Origin of the sequence: Azohydromonas aeria (assembly GCF_009760915.1) — a bacterium.
Classification (GTDB): Bacteria; Pseudomonadota; Gammaproteobacteria; order Burkholderiales; family Burkholderiaceae_C; genus Azohydromonas; species Azohydromonas aeria.
This window is the reverse complement of sequence record NZ_VIDQ01000026.1, coordinates 1-13711: the sequence shown is the minus strand read 5'-3', so window position 1 is coordinate 13711 and position 13711 is coordinate 1. Positions and strand designations below refer to the sequence as shown.

14 protein-coding genes are annotated in these 13711 nt (G+C 72.2%); all 14 read right to left on the bottom strand.

Features of this window, described 5'->3' with window-relative positions; translation table 11 throughout:
- Window positions 1-3: 3 nt before the first annotated feature.
- Window positions 4-951, bottom strand: coding sequence for a phosphatidate cytidylyltransferase (locus tag FJ694_RS16405; RefSeq protein ID WP_157268318.1), 948 nt, complete (start codon window positions 949-951; stop codon window positions 4-6).
- 6 nt (window positions 952-957) lie between these two features.
- Entirely contained in the window at window positions 958-1566 is a 609-nt protein-coding gene (locus FJ694_RS16400; protein WP_157268317.1) for a lysophospholipid acyltransferase family protein, read from the bottom strand.
- A complete protein-coding gene (locus FJ694_RS16395; protein ID WP_157268316.1) occupies window positions 1563-2189 on the bottom strand; it encodes a CDP-alcohol phosphatidyltransferase family protein in 627 nt (208 codons plus the stop codon). The genes FJ694_RS16400 and FJ694_RS16395 overlap by 4 nt, the downstream gene beginning before the upstream one ends.
- Window positions 2190-2304: 115 nt before the next feature.
- Window positions 2305-3000, bottom strand: a complete 696-nt coding sequence (locus FJ694_RS16390) for a CAP domain-containing protein (RefSeq protein ID WP_232540072.1) — start codon at window positions 2998-3000, stop codon at window positions 2305-2307.
- Window positions 3001-3143: 143 nt separating this feature from the next.
- Window positions 3144-3329 carry a hypothetical protein gene (locus tag FJ694_RS16385; RefSeq protein ID WP_157268315.1) on the bottom strand — a complete coding sequence of 62 codons (186 nt, stop codon included), beginning with the start codon at window positions 3327-3329 and terminating at the stop codon, window positions 3144-3146.
- Between the two features lie 24 nt (window positions 3330-3353).
- A complete protein-coding gene (lpxC, locus tag FJ694_RS16380) occupies window positions 3354-4289 on the bottom strand; it encodes a UDP-3-O-acyl-N-acetylglucosamine deacetylase (RefSeq protein WP_157268384.1) in 936 nt (311 codons plus the stop codon).
- Between the two features lie 196 nt (window positions 4290-4485).
- Entirely contained in the window at window positions 4486-5673 is a 1188-nt protein-coding gene (ftsZ, locus tag FJ694_RS16375; protein WP_157268314.1) for a cell division protein FtsZ, read from the bottom strand.
- 70 nt (window positions 5674-5743) lie between these two features.
- Window positions 5744-6973 carry a cell division protein FtsA gene (gene ftsA, locus FJ694_RS16370; RefSeq protein ID WP_157268313.1) on the bottom strand — a complete coding sequence of 410 codons (1230 nt, stop codon included), beginning with the start codon at window positions 6971-6973 and terminating at the stop codon, window positions 5744-5746.
- Between the two features lie 10 nt (window positions 6974-6983).
- Window positions 6984-7829 carry a cell division protein FtsQ/DivIB gene (locus FJ694_RS16365; protein WP_157268312.1) on the bottom strand — a complete coding sequence of 282 codons (846 nt, stop codon included), beginning with the start codon at window positions 7827-7829 and terminating at the stop codon, window positions 6984-6986.
- 22 nt (window positions 7830-7851) lie between these two features.
- Complete coding sequence (locus tag FJ694_RS16360) at window positions 7852-8841, bottom strand: D-alanine--D-alanine ligase (protein WP_375140226.1); 990 nt, start codon at window positions 8839-8841, stop codon at window positions 7852-7854.
- Between the two features lie 16 nt (window positions 8842-8857).
- Window positions 8858-10264, bottom strand: coding sequence for a UDP-N-acetylmuramate--L-alanine ligase (gene murC / locus FJ694_RS16355; protein ID WP_157268311.1), 1407 nt, complete (start codon window positions 10262-10264; stop codon window positions 8858-8860).
- Window positions 10261-11346, bottom strand: coding sequence for an undecaprenyldiphospho-muramoylpentapeptide beta-N-acetylglucosaminyltransferase (murG, locus tag FJ694_RS16350; protein WP_157268310.1), 1086 nt, complete (start codon window positions 11344-11346; stop codon window positions 10261-10263). The genes murC and murG overlap by 4 nt, the downstream gene beginning before the upstream one ends.
- Entirely contained in the window at window positions 11343-12569 is a 1227-nt protein-coding gene (ftsW, locus tag FJ694_RS16345) for a putative lipid II flippase FtsW (RefSeq protein WP_375140227.1), read from the bottom strand. The genes murG and ftsW overlap by 4 nt, the downstream gene beginning before the upstream one ends.
- 14 nt (window positions 12570-12583) lie before the next feature.
- On the bottom strand, window positions 12584-13711 hold a 1128-nt coding region (gene murD, locus FJ694_RS16340; protein WP_157268309.1), incomplete at its 5' end, for a UDP-N-acetylmuramoyl-L-alanine--D-glutamate ligase.

Genomic DNA, 13711 nt, shown 5'->3' with positions numbered 1-13711 from the left:
CCGCTACGCCGTCCACCAATACCGCACCACGTGGAAGAACACCGGCGCGGCGAAGGTGATGGAGTCCAGGCGGTCCATGTAGCCGCCGTGGCCGGAGATGGCGCTGCCCCAGTCCTTGGCACCCAGCGAGCGCTTCACCGCCGACATCACCAGCCCGCCCAGCACGCCGCAGGCCACGATCTGCGCCGCCAGCAGCGCCGCCAGCGCGGGGCCGAAGGGCGTGACGCCGTGCAGCGCCGCGCCCAGCGCGACGGTCGCCAGCGCGCCGCCGATCAAGCCTTCCCAGGTCTTCGAAGGGCTCAGCCTGGGCGCCAGCTTGCGCCGCCCGAAGAGCTTGCCGAACACGTACTGCAGCACGTCGCTGATCTGAACCGTGAAGGTGAAGAAGAACAGCAACTCCACCGCGCGCCCTTCGAAGCCCGGGGTGTCGAGCATCAGCAGCGCCGGCGCGTGGCTCACGCCGTAGACGCAGGCCATCAGCGCGAACACGATGCGCGCGTTGCGCGAGAGGAAATCCTCCGTGTCCTGCGCCAGCGCCGAGGCGGAGGAAATCAGCCCGAACATGTAGACCGGGATGAACACGGCGAAGAGCCCGTACCACTGCACCCCCAGCAGCACGTACTGGATGGGCAGCGCCACGAAGAAGGCCAGGAACAGCGCCCAGTAGTCCGAGGGCTTCGTGGGCGTGAGCGTGAGGAACTCGCGCAGCGCCATGAACGAGGAGAAGGCGAACACCACCACCGTGGCCACGCGGCCCAGCGCCAGCGCCACGAACAGCACCGCCACCATCACCCACCAGGCGCGGATGCGGGCATTGAGGTTGTGCACCGTCTCGCTGCGCCCGCCGCTGCGCGCGTGCAGCACGCCGCCGACAACGGAGGCCAGCACCAGGATGGCCAGCAGCAGCGCGCCGGTGTTGAGGAACTGGGGACTGAGGTTGAAGTTCGGCATGGCGTGTCAGTCCCGGGCCAGCGCGCACACCGCGTCGCGCATGCGCGCCAGGAAACCCTCCTTGGCCTCGCCCGCGTCCGGCGTGAGCGGCGCGCCGAAATGCACCCGGCACAGCAGCGGCAGCGGCACCGGTGCGCCCTTGGGCCAGGTGCGGTAGAGGTTGTGCAGGTAGGCCGGCACCAGCGCCACGCCCGGGTGCGCCTGCGCCAGGTGGTAGAGGCCCGACTTGAAGGCCGCGGGCAGCGCCTGCGTGCCGCGCGTGCCCTCGGGAAAGACGATCAGCGAGTCCCCGGCGGCCAGCGCCGCGTGCAGCGGCTCCAGCGCCTGCGCGCCGCCGGCCACGCGGTCGATCAGCACCACGCGCAGCAGGCGGTGCGCGACGTAGCGGCGCGCGGGCGTGGCGTCCCAGTAGTCGGCGCCGGCCACCGGGCGCACGTGCTCGCGCTGGTGTGGCGGGAGCGCCGCCAGCAGGATCAGCGTGTCGAGGTGGCTGCTGTGGTTGGCGAAGACGACGCAGGGCAGCGGCAGCGGCGCGTCGAAGGCGGCGCGCCCGCCCACGATCCAGCGCACCAGCGTCAGCAGCGCGTCGCGCTGCAGGCGATACCAGGCCTTCATGGCGCGGCTCCCGGCCCGCGCAGCCGCCGCGCCAGGGCGCGGGTGCGCGTGATGCAGGTCAGCACACTGCCCAGCGCGATCAGCGCCACGGCGCCCTGCAGCGGCCACGCTGCCGGCACGAGGGGCTGCAGCACGCAGGCCGCGGTGAGCAGCGCCATGCGGTGCTGCTTGGCCATGGGGCCGCGGAAGTCGTGGCCATAGCCGCAGGCCGCGCCGAACACGCGCACGTAGGCGGTGAGCGCCGCGGCCAGCGCGCCGAACCAGCCCAGCGCCGGCCAGCCGGCGGCGTAGCCCGCGGCCACGATCAGCAGCGAATCCGCGATGCGGTCCGGGAACTCGTTGTAGAGCGCGCCCAGCGCCGTCTGCCGCCCGTGCTCCACGGCCACCATGCCGTCGAACAGGTTGCACAGCAGCCGGCCCTGGATGCAGGCCGCCACCACGAGCAGCCACCACCCGCCGCCGGCCCACAGCGCCAGCGCGCCGGCCGCGGCGAAGGCGATGCTCAGCACGGAGATCTGGTTGGGGCTGATGCCGCGCGCGGCCAGCCAGCGCGCGGCGGCCTGCGCCCAGGCCGCGCCGCGCACGCGCAGCTCGCGCCGGTCGCCGGATGCGGGCGATGTCATGGCGGGCTCCCTCCCCTTGCGTGTCGGTGTCGGGAGCCATCGTAGGCGATGCGCGGCGCGCCGGGACGCCGGCGGTTGCGCCCTCACCCGCCGGGCGCGGTGCGCAGGGCCGAGATCAGCGCGGCGCGGCCAGGTCCATGGTCCAGTACTTCCGGTAGGTGCTGGCGCTGTTGCTGACGCAGGCCACGCCCACGTGCCTGAAGGCGGGCTTCATCAGGTTGGCGCAGTGGCCGGGGCTGGCCATCCAGCCGTCCACCACCGCCTGCACCGTGCCCTGGCCGGCGGCGATGTTCTCGCCCCAGGTGCGCCAGGCGTAGCCGGCCTGCGTGATGCGCGTGCCGGCGCTGCTGCCGTCGCTGCCGGTGTGGCTGAAGAAGTTCCTGCCGGCCATGTCGCGCGAGTGGCGCGCCGCGGCCGACTGCAGCAGGTCGTTCCAGGCCAGCGCCGTGGTGGGCGCGAAGCTGCCGTAGCTGCCGCAGCTCGCGCCCTTGGCGCGGTACGCGTTGATGCGCTGCATCAGCTCGGCCTGGAAGTTGGCCAGCGCGCAGTCGCTGCCGGCGACCACGGCCTGCGCCTGCTCGGTGGCGGCGGCCGCATCCATCCCGGCGGAGGCGATGAACACGGGCGCCGTCTCGCCCAGCGCCTCGGCGGAGGTGGCGGCGGCCACCGTGGAGGCGGCCTCGATGGCGGCGGTGTCGGTGTCGGCGTCGCTGCCGCCGCCGCAGGCGCTGAGCGCGGCGGCCAGCACCAGCGTCAGCGCTCCGGTGAACGGCAGGGAAAGCGGGGATCGAGGGGTGGTGGAAATCGTCATGCCGGCAGCATCGGCATGCCGGCCCGGTGCCGGCTTCAGGATGAAACGCCGGCGCCCGTGCCGATACCTCCCGGCACACTCCGGCGCTTGAAACGTGGCGCGGCGTGAACTATGGCCACCGCGCCGCGCTGCGCCCCGGGGCGCTACAGCAGCAGCGTCAGCCGCTCCAGCGCGATGACGCCGAAGAAGCCCAGGCCGGCGATCACCGTCCACTTGACGATGACCAGGCCGCGCCGGCGCCAGCGCGGGTCGCGCGTGCCGATGTACATCGCGAAGCACAGCAGTCCGGCCACCAGCAGCAGCCCGAAGACGAGGCGGAAGATCAGCATCGCGAAGCCGTCAGCGCTGCCCCGTCACCATGCCGGCACGGGCTGCGCGAAGCCCTGCGGCGCCTGGCGCATGTCGGGGAAGGTGACGATGTCCCAGGCCGACTCGTCGTCGAGCAGCGCGCGCAGCAGCTTGTTGTTGAGGGCGTGGCCGCTCTTGTAGGCGCTGTAGGAAGCCAGCAGCGCGTGGCCGGCGATGTAGAGGTCGCCCATGGCGTCGAGGATCTTGTGCTTGACGAACTCGTCGTCGTAGCGCAGGCCGCCGGCATTGAGCACGCGGGTGTCGTCCACGACGATGGCGTTGTCCATGCTCCCGCCCAGGCTCAGGCCGCGCGCGCGCATGGCGTCCACGTCCTTGGTGAAGCCGAAGGTGCGCGCGCGCGCGATGTCGCGCTGGTAGCGCCCGGAGCTCAGGTCGAACTCCACGCGCTGCCCGGTGGAGTCCACGGCCGGGTGCCGGAACTCGATCTCGAAGCTCAGCTTGTAGCCGTGGTAGGGCTCCAGCCGCGCCCACTTCAGCGCCGCGCCCTCGCCCTCGCGCACCTCCACCGGCTTGAGCACGCGGATGAAGCGCTTGGGCGCGTCCTGCTCGACCATGCCGGCGCTTTGCAGCAGGAACACGAAGCTCGCGGCCGAGCCGTCGAGGATCGGCACTTCCTCGTTGGTGATGTCGATCTGCAGGTTGTCGATGCCCAGCCCGCAGCAGGCCGACATCACGTGCTCGATGGTGTGCACCTTGGGGGCGCCGGGGTCGCCGCCGGGCGAGATGGTCGAGGCCAGCCGCGTGTCGCACACCGCCTGCGCATTGACGGGGATGTCCACCGGCACCGGCAGGTCGATGCGGCGGAACACGATGCCCGTGTCGGGCGCCGCCGGGCGCAGCGTCAGCTCCACCTTGTGGCCGCCGTGCAGGCCCACGCCGACGGCCCGGGTGAGCGACTTGAGGGTGCGTTGCTTGAGCATGGCCATGTCACGGATTGTCCCCGAACCCGGGGGGCGGCGCCGGCGTGGGGCCGCGCAAAGAAACGCAAAGCCGTGTCAAGCAATGCAAAGGGCCGCCTCGCGGCGGCCCGGCTTGCAGGTGTCAGGCATCAGGAGGAGAGACCGGGACCAGGCGCGCGCGCCGCCACGGCGGCGGCGGCACGCCCGCGGCCCGGTTTCAGTCCGCCTGCTTGCGCAGGTAGGCCGGGATCTCGATCTCGTCCATGCCGTTGCTGGCCAGCGCATCGACCTTGGCCGCGGCGCTGCGGCCGTGGCGCCAGACGCTGGGCACGCTGTAGTCGGCCGCGCCCGCGGCGCCGCCCGGGGCCGCCACGGTGTTGAGCACGGGCAGGTTGTCGGTGCCGGTGCGCTGGTTGGTGTGCACCACGCTGATCGAGGCGGCGGCGCGCTTGCTCGGGCTCAGGCCGGTGGCGATCACGGTCACGCGCAGCTTGTCGCCCAGGCTCTCGTCGTAGGCGGTGCCGTAGATCACGTGCGCGTCCTCCGCGGCATAGCGGCGGATGGTGTTCATGGCGTTGCGCGACTCGGCCAGCTTGAAGGTGGCCTTGCTCGCGGCGATGAGCACCAGCACGCCGCGCGCGCCGGAGAGGTCGATGCCTTCGAGCAGCGGGCAGGCCACCGCGGCGTCGGCGGCCTTGTTGGCGCGGTCCGGGCCGCTGGCCGTGGCCGTGCCCATCATGGCCTTGCCCGGCTCGCTCATGACGGTCTTGACGTCCTCGAAGTCGACGTTGACCAGGCCGGGGATGTGGATGATGTCGCTGATGCCGCCCACGGCGTTGCGCAGCACGTCGTTGGCCTGCGCGAAGGCCTCGTCCTGCGTCACGTCGTCGCCCAGCGTCTCCAGCAGCTTCTCGTTGAGCACGACGATGAGGCTGTCCACGTTGGCTTCGAGCTCGCCGACGCCGGCGTCGGCCTGCTTCATGCGGCGCGCGCCCTCGAACTCGAAGGGCTTGGTCACCACGCCCACGGTGAGGATGCCCATCTCCTTGGCCGCGCGCGCGATCACCGGGGCGGCCCCGGTGCCCGTGCCGCCGCCCATGCCGGCGGTGATGAAGACCATGTGCGCGCCTTCGAGGCGCTGCTTGATCGTCTCCACCGCCTCTTCCGCGGCAGCCTGGCCCTTCTCGGGCCGCCCGCCCGCGCCCAGGCCGCTGACGCCCAGCTGGATCGTCTGCTGCGCCGCCGAGCGGTTGAGGGCCTGCGCGTCGGTGTTGGCGACGATGAACTCAACGCCCTGGACGCCGCAGGCAATCATGTGGTCCACGGCGTTGCCGCCGCCGCCGCCGACCCCGATCACGCGGATCTGGGTGCCCTGGTCGAATTCCTCGATCATCTCGATAGCCATGGTTTGCACCTCCTGATGTGCAATGGTCTGTAGGTTGACTCAGCCGGGAGCCCTGCACTGCTGCCCGGTGTCAAAAATTCCCAAGAAACCAGTCGCGCGCGCGACCGAACATCGTCTTCACGCTGCCGGCCTGCGCAGCGGCCTTGAGACCGCGCGCACGGGCCAGCCGTGCCTCCTCCAGCAAACCCATCACGGTGGCCGACCGCGGGTTGGCCACCATGTCGTGCAGGGCGCCGTGATAGGTCGGCAGCCCCTTGCGCACGGGTTTCAGAAAGATGTCTTCGCCCAACTCCACCATGCCCGGCATCACGGCGCTGCCGCCGGTGATGACGATGCCGCTGGAGAGCAATTCCTCGTAGCCGCTGTCGCGGATGACCTGGTGCACCAGCGAGAAGATCTCCTCCACGCGCGGCTCGATCACGCCGGCCAGCGCCTGGCGGCTGAGCATGCGCGGGCCGCGGTCGCCCAGCCCCGGCACCTCGACCTGCTCGGCCGGGTCGGCCAGCAGCTGCTTGGCCACGCCGAACTCGACCTTGATCTCCTCGGCGTCCTTGGTCGGGGTGCGCAGCGCCATGGCGATGTCGCTGGTGATGAGGTCGCCCGCGATCGGGATCACGGCCGTGTGGCGGATCGAGCCGCCGGTGAAGATGGCCACGTCGGTGGTGCCCGCGCCGATGTCCACCAGCGCCACGCCCAGCGCGCGCTCGTCCTCCGTGAGCACCGCGGCGCTGGAGGCGCTGGGGTTGAGCTGCAGCTGCTCGACTTCGAGCCCGCAGCGGCGCACGCACTTGACGATGTTCTCCGCCGCGCTCTGCGCGCCGGTGACGATGTGCACCTTCACCTCCAGGCGCCCGCCGCTCATGCCGATGGGCTCCTTGACCTCGTGGCCGTCGATCACGAACTCCTGCGGCTCGACCAGCAGCACCTTCTGGTCGTTGGGGATGTTGATCGCCTTGGCCGTCTCCACCACGCGCGACACGTCCACCGGCGTGACCTCCTTGTCGCGCACGATGACCATGCCGGTGGAGTTCTGCCCGCGGATGTGGCTGCCGGTGATGCCGGTGTAGACGCGCGCGATCTTGCAGTCGGCCATCATCTCGGCCTCCTTGAGCGCCTGCTGGATGCTCTGCACCGTGGCGTCGATGTTGACCACCACGCCGCGCTTGAGCCCGTGCGAGGAGGCCACGCCCAGCCCCGCCACGCGCAGCTCCCCGCCGGGCAGCACCTCGGCCACCACCGCCATCACCTTGGCCGTGCCGATGTCCAGCCCGACGACAAGATCCTTGTATTCCTTGGCCATTGCCCGCCCTCTACCTGACCGGTTTCGTTTTCTTTGCCGGCCCCGGGGCCGGTGTTGTCGTCGAGACGCCCTGCAGCTGCACCGCGTAGGCGTCCCTGTGGCGCAGGTCGGCATACTGCAGCGGCCGCCCGTAGAACGCCGTGACCTGCGGCAGCGTGCGCACGAAACGCTCGCCGCGCGCGGCCAGGTCCACGTCCGTGCCGCGCCCCAGCTCCACGCGCGCGCTGCCCTTGACCCTGCATTGCCTGGCGTCGCCCGTGCCGCCCAGCATCACGCTCCAGGAGTTGCCCGGGCTCAGGCGCAGGCAGCGGATGCCGCCCAGCGGCTCGAACACCGGCTTGAGCCGCTCGTACAGGCCCAGCATGCGGCCGGCGCTGGCCTCGTCGCTGCCCTGGAACACCGGCAGCCCCTCGTCTTCCACGTCGCCGACGTTGGCCTCGAAGATCTGGCCCTGCGTGTTCACCAGCTGCGGCTCGCCGCCCTCGTCGTCGCTGTTCCAGATCGCCGCGGCGCGGTGCTCCACCAGCCGCACCTCCAGCCGGTTCGGGAAGACGCGGTGCAGCACCGCCTGGCGCACCCAGGGCAGCGCCTCGAAGGCCTCGCGCGCGGCCTGCAGGTCCAGCGTGAAGAAGTTGCCCTTGAGCTGCGGCACGGCCTCGTTGCGCATCTGCACCGGGTTGCTGCGCTCGATCTCGCCGTCCACGCTGACCACGCGCAGCGCGAACAGGGGCAGCCGCGCCGCCCACTGCACGGCCGCGCCCAGCAGCGCCAGCGCCACGGCCAGGTAGATGAGCGTAGCCACCGCGTTGGTGAGCCGCACGTCCGGCGGCATCGGGGGCATTGCGCGCGCAACCATGGTGTCTGCTGCCCTTGCCCCTTCAGCCCCGCGCGCCGCCGTCGAGCTGCGCCTGCGCCAGCAGCCGCAGGCACAGCGCCTCGTAGCTGATGCCCGCCGCGCGCGCCGACATCGGCACCAGCGAGTGCCCCGTCATGCCCGGCGAGGTGTTCATCTCCAGCAGGAACGGCTCGCTGTCGCGCTGGCGCAGCATCAGGTCGGCGCGGCCCCAGCCGCGGCAGCCCAGGGTGCGGTAGGCCTGCAGCACGATCCGCTGCACGCGCGCCTCCAGCGCGGCGTCCAGGCCGCTGGGCACCAGGTACTTCACTTCGTCGGTGAAGTACTTGTTGTTGTAGTCGTAGCCCGCGGCCGGCGGCACGATGCGGATCACGGGCAGCGCCTGCGCCGCCTCGCCCTCGCCCAGCACCGGGCAGGTCAGCTCCGCGCCGTCGATGAACTCCTCGCACAGCACCACGCTGTCGTGGCGCGAGGCCAGCTCCACCGCCGCGGCCAGCTGCGAGGCCTCCTCGACCTTGGTCATGCCGATGGAGCTGCCCTCGTGCGGCGGCTTGACGATCAGCGGCAGGCCCAGCTCCGCCACCACCGCGGCCAGCCGCTCGGGGCTGCACTCCGGGCGGCGCAGCAGCGCCTGGCGCGGCATGGGCAGCCCTTCCGCGGCCCACACCCGCTTGGTCATGACCTTGTCCATGGCGACGGCGCTGGCCATCACGCCCGAGCCGGTGTAGGGGATGCCCAGCAGCTCCAGCGCGCCCTGCACCGTGCCGTCCTCGCCGTGGCGGCCGTGCAGCGCGATGAAGCAGCGCTCGAAGCCCTCGGCCTTGAGCTCGCCCAGGGGCCGCTGCGCCGGGTCGAAGGCGTGCGCGTCCACGCCCTGCGCCTGCAGCGCCTGCAGCACCCCGCCGCCCGACAGCAGCGAGATCTCGCGCTCGGCCGAGCTGCCGCCCATCAGCACCGCCACCTTGCCCAGCGCCTTCACGTCGATCCTCACGTCGATCCCCACGTCGGTTTGCACGCCTGATTCCCCCGCCTCACTCGCCGCGCGGCAGCAGCTCGGCCAGCCGCGCCGGCACTGCGCCGATGGAGCCCGCGCCCATGGCGATCACGACGTCGCCCTCGCGCGCGAAGTCGGCAATCGCCTGCGGCAGCGCCGCCACGTCGTCCACGAACACCGGGTCGGCCTTGCCCGCCACGCGCAGCGCGCGCGCCAGGCTGCGGCCGTCGGCAGCCACGATCGGGCTCTCGCCGGCGGCGTAGACCTCGGTCAGCAGCACCGCGTCGGCCTGGCCCATGACCTTCACGAAATCCTCGAAGCAGTCGCGCGTGCGGGTGTAGCGGTGCGGCTGGAAGGCCAGCACCAGGCGCCGCCCCGGAAAGGCGCCGCGCGCCGCGGACAGCACCGCCGCCATCTCCACCGGGTGGTGGCCGTAGTCGTCGATGAGCGTGAAGCGGCCCTGCGCCGCCTGCAGCTCGCCCCAGCGCTGGAAGCGCCGGCCCACGCCGCCGAACTTCGCCAGCGCCGCGACGATGGGCTCGTCCGGGATCTCCAGCTCGGTGGCCACGGCGATCGCCGCCAGCGCGTTGCGCACGTTGTGCTCGCCGGGCAGGTTGAGCGTGATGCGCAGGTCCGGCAGCGGCCGGCCGTTGCGCCGGCGCACCGTGAAGCGCATCTGCCCGCCGGGCAGCGCCTGCACGTCCACGGCGCGCACCTGCACGTCCTCGCCCAGGCCGTAGCTCACGATCGGGCGCGACACCATCGGCATGATCGAGCGCACGCCGGGGTCGTCGCCACAGAGGACTGCCGCGCCGTAGAAGGGCATGCGGTGCAGGAACTCGACGAAGGCGCCCTTGAGCCGCGCGAAGTCGTGGCCGTAGGTGTCCATGTGGTCGGCGTCGATGTTCGTGACCACCGACAGCACCGGGCTGAGGTTGAGGAACGAGGCGTCGCTCTCGTCGGCCTCGACCACGATGTGCTCGCCCTTGCCCAGCGCGGAGTTGGCGCCGGCGCTGTTGAGCTTGCCGCCGATGACGAAGGTGGGGTCGAGCCCGGCCTCGGCCAGCACGCTGGTCACCAGCGACGTGGTGGTGGTCTTGCCGTGCGTGCCGGCGATGGCGATGCCGGCCTTGAGCCGCATCAGCTCGGCCAGCATGATCGCGCGCGGCACCACCGGGACGCGCTTCGCGCGCGCGGCGATGACCTCGGGGTTGTCGCCGCGCACCGCGGTGGAGGTGACCACCGCCTGCGCGCCCTCGACCTGCGTGGCCTCGTGGCCGATGTGCACCCGGATGCCCAGCTCGCGCAGCCGCCGCGTGGTGGCGCTCTCGGACTGGTCCGAGCCCGAGACCACGTAGCCCAGGTTGTGCAGGATCTCGGCGATGCCGCTCATGCCGGCGCCGCCGATGCCGACGAAATGGATGTGCTTGACCGCGTGCTTCATGTCTTGACGAGTTCTTCGATGGTGTCGGCCACGCGCGCGGCGGCGCGCGGGCGGGCCAGCGCGCGGGCCCGGGTCGCCATGTCCAGCAGCTGCGGGCGCGCAAGCACGGACAGGCGCTGCGCCAGCGCGGCCGGCGTGAGCTCGGCCTGCGGCAGGTGGACGGCGGCGCCGTGCTGCGCCATGTAGGCGGCGTTGTCGCGCTGGTGGGAGGTGGTGCTGACGATCAGCGGCACGAGGATGCTGGCCACGCCGGCGGCGCACAGCTCGCTCACGGTCACGGCGCCGGCGCGGCACAGCACCACGTCGCAATCGGCCAGGCGCCGCGCCATGTCGTCGATGAAGGGCAGCAGCTCGGCCTGCACGCCGGCCTGGCCATAGGCCGCGCGCACGGCCTCGATGTGCGCCGTGCCGGTCTGGTGCGTGACCTGCGGACGCTGCTGCGGCGGCAGCAGCGCCAGCGCCGCGGGCAGCGTCTCGTTGAGCACCTTCGCACCCAGGCTGCCGCCCACGACCAGCAGCTTCAGCGGCCCTTGCCGCCCGGCGAAGCGCGCCTCGGGCGCGGGCAGCGCCTCGATCTCGGCGCGCACCGGGTTGCCGGTGACGGTGGCGTGCTTGACCCGCGCGGCGGCCTGGCCGTCGAAGCCGAAGGCCACGCCGTCGGCCACCGGCAGCAGCGCCTTGTTGCTCAGCAGCAGCGCCGCGTCGGCATTGACCAGCACCAGCGGCTTTCCGAGCGCCGCGGCCATCATCCCGCCGGGAAAGCAGACGTAGCCGCCCATGCCCAGCACGGCATCGGCGCGCCGGCGGCGCAGGATGCCCAGGCACTCGGCAAAGGCCTTCAACAGCCGCATGCCACCGGTGAGCGTGTGCACCAAGCCCTTGCCGCGCAGCCCGGAAAAGCCGATGCGGTCCAGCGCGATGCCCGACTCGGCCTCGGGCGGCACGAGCCGGTTTTCCATGCCCGAAGGCGTGCCCAGCCAGCTCACGCTCCAGCCGCGCTGCTGCATCTCGCGCGCCACGGCCAGGCCGGGAATGACGTGCCCGCCGGTGCCCGCGGCCATGATCACCAGGTGGCGGCTCATGGGCGGCCTCCGCGCATGAGCTGGCGGTTCTCGATGTCCACGCGCAGCACGATGGCCAGCGCCACCAGGTTCATCAGGATGGCCGAGCCGCCGTAGCTCATCAGCGGCAGCGTCAGGCCCTTGGTCGGCAGCAGGCCCAGGTTCACGCCCATGTTGATGAAGGCCTGGCCGCCCATCCAGATGCCGATGCCCTGCGTCATGAGCCCGGCAAAGACGCGGTCCAGCGCGATGGCCTGGCGCCCGATGTGGAAGATGCGCCGCGTCAGCCAGAAGAACGCCACGATCACCGCGGCCACGCCGACGAAGCCCAGTTCCTCGCCGATGACGGCCAGCAGGAAGTCGGTGTGCGCCTCGGGCAGGTAGTGCAGCTTCTCCACGCTGTTGCCCAGCCCCTGGCCGGTGATCTCGCCGCGGCCCAGCGCGATGAGCGAGTGCGTGAGCTGGTAGGCCTTGCCCTGCGCGTACTTCTCGTCCCAGGGGTCGAGGTAGGCGAAGATGCGCTCGCGGCGGAAGTCGCTGAACACGATCATCAGCACGAACGCGCCCACCAGGACCGCCACGCTCAGGAAGAACATGCGGCCGTTGACGCCGCCCAGGAACAGGATGCCCAGCGCCACCGCCGCGATGACGATGAAGGCGCCCATGTCGGGCTCGGCCAGCAGCAGCAGCCCGATCACGGCCAGCGCCGCGGCCATCGGCAGCACCGCCTTGAAGAAGCGCTCCTTGATGTCCATCTTGCGCACCATGTAGCTCGCGGCGTACATGGCGATGCCGAGCTTGGCGGCCTCGCTGGGCTGGAAGTTCATGACGCCCAGCGGCAGCCAGCGCCGCGCGCCGTTGACCGACAGGCCCACGTGCGGGATGAGCACCAGCACCAGCCCGGCCAGCGAGCCCAGGAACAGGTATGGCGCCCATTTCTCCCACTGCGCCACCGGCACCTGCACCGTCAGCAGCGCCGCGACGAAGGCGATGGCCAGCGCGAACACGTGCCGCACCAGGAAGTGCGTGGGCGCGTAGCGCGCGAAGCGCGGGTTGTCGGGCAGCGCCAGCGAGGCCGAATAGACCATCACCAGCCCCAGCGCCAGCAGCCCCACCGTGACCCACAGCAGCCCCTGGTCGAAGCCCGACAGCCGCGCGGGCTGCGCCGGCGCGGTGCGCACGAAGTCGCGCACCGGCAGCGCGTAGGCACGCGCCGCGGCTCGCGTGGGCAGGAACTTGCGCAGCCAGGCGGCGGCCTTCACAGCGTCTCTCCCCGCTCGGCCGCCAGCGCGGCCACGGCCGACACGAACACCTCGGCCCGGTGCGCGTAGTTGCGGAACATGTCGAGGCTGGCGCAGGCCGGGCTCAGCAGCACGGCGTCGCCCGCGCGCGCCTGGCCGAAGCACCAGGCAGTGGCGGCTTCGAGCGTGCCGAAGCCCTGCATCGGCACGTCGGTGCCGGCCAGCGCCTCCTGGATCGCGGGCGCGTCGCGGCCGATCAGGGCGATGGCGCGCGCGTAGCGCGCCACCGGTTCGGCCAGCGGGCTGAAGTCCTGGCCCTTGCCGTCGCCGCCCAGGATCACGACCAGCCGGGCCGGGTCGCGGTCCGAGCCCAGGCCGTTGAGCGCGGCCACCGTGGCGCCGACGTTGGTGCCCTTGCTGTCGTCGAAGGCCTCGACGCCGCCGAGCAGGCCCACGGGCTCGACGCGGTGCGGCTCGCCGCGGTACTCGCGCAGCCCGTGCAGCATGGTGCCCATCGGGCAGCCGATGGCGCTGGCCAGCGCCAGCGCCGCCAGCGCGTTGGCGGCGTTGTGGCGGCCGCGGATGCGCAGCGCGTCCGCCGGCATCAGGCGCTGCAGCCGCACCTGCGGCTGCTCGTCGCGGCGCCGGCGCGGGCCCGGGTCGTCGTCGCCCAGCGCGCGCACCAGCCAGGCCACGCCGCGCTCTTCGATCAGGCCGAAGTCGTTGGGCGCGCGCGGCTCGTCCAGGCCGAAGCGCACCACCTCGCGCGAGACCACGCGCGGGCGACCGCCGCGCACGCTGGCCTTGACCACGGTCGGCGGCGGCACCATGGCCAGCACGGTGGGATCGTCGCGGTTGACGACCATCACCGCCTGGCGGCCGTAGATGGCGGCCTTGGCGCGGGCGTAGGACTCCATGTCGCCGTGCCAGTCGAGGTGGTCCTGCGTGACGTTGAGCACCACCGCCGCGTCGGGCTCGAAGCCCTGCACGCCGTCGAGCTGGAAGCTGGAGAGCTCCAGCACCCAGCCTTCGGGCAGGTGCGAGAACAGCGGCGCCGGCGCGGGCGGCGGCGGCAGCGCGGGGCCGGCCTCGGCCGGCTCGGCGCCCTCCCGCGGCCGCTCGGCGGCGCCGTCCTGCGCTGCGGC

Coding starts and splice junctions, on each gene's coding strand:
- FJ694_RS16395 (WP_157268316.1), bottom strand. CDS start 2,189: ATGACATCGCCCGCATCCGGCGACCGGCGCGAGCTGCGCGTGCGCGGC.
- FJ694_RS16400 (WP_157268317.1), bottom strand. CDS start 1,566: ATGAAGGCCTGGTATCGCCTGCAGCGCGACGCGCTGCTGACGCTGGTG.
- FJ694_RS16365 (WP_157268312.1), bottom strand. CDS start 7,829: ATGGTTGCGCGCGCAATGCCCCCGATGCCGCCGGACGTGCGGCTCACC.
- ftsZ (WP_157268314.1), bottom strand. CDS start 5,673: ATGGCTATCGAGATGATCGAGGAATTCGACCAGGGCACCCAGATCCGC.
- FJ694_RS16390 (WP_232540072.1), bottom strand. CDS start 3,000: ATGACGATTTCCACCACCCCTCGATCCCCGCTTTCCCTGCCGTTCACC.
- FJ694_RS16385 (WP_157268315.1), bottom strand. CDS start 3,329: ATGCTGATCTTCCGCCTCGTCTTCGGGCTGCTGCTGGTGGCCGGACTG.
- murG (WP_157268310.1), bottom strand. CDS start 11,346: ATGAGCCGCCACCTGGTGATCATGGCCGCGGGCACCGGCGGGCACGTC.
- murC (WP_157268311.1), bottom strand. CDS start 10,264: ATGAAGCACGCGGTCAAGCACATCCATTTCGTCGGCATCGGCGGCGCC.
- ftsA (WP_157268313.1), bottom strand. CDS start 6,973: ATGGCCAAGGAATACAAGGATCTTGTCGTCGGGCTGGACATCGGCACG.
- FJ694_RS16405 (WP_157268318.1), bottom strand. CDS start 951: ATGCCGAACTTCAACCTCAGTCCCCAGTTCCTCAACACCGGCGCGCTG.
- lpxC (WP_157268384.1), bottom strand. CDS start 4,289: ATGCTCAAGCAACGCACCCTCAAGTCGCTCACCCGGGCCGTCGGCGTG.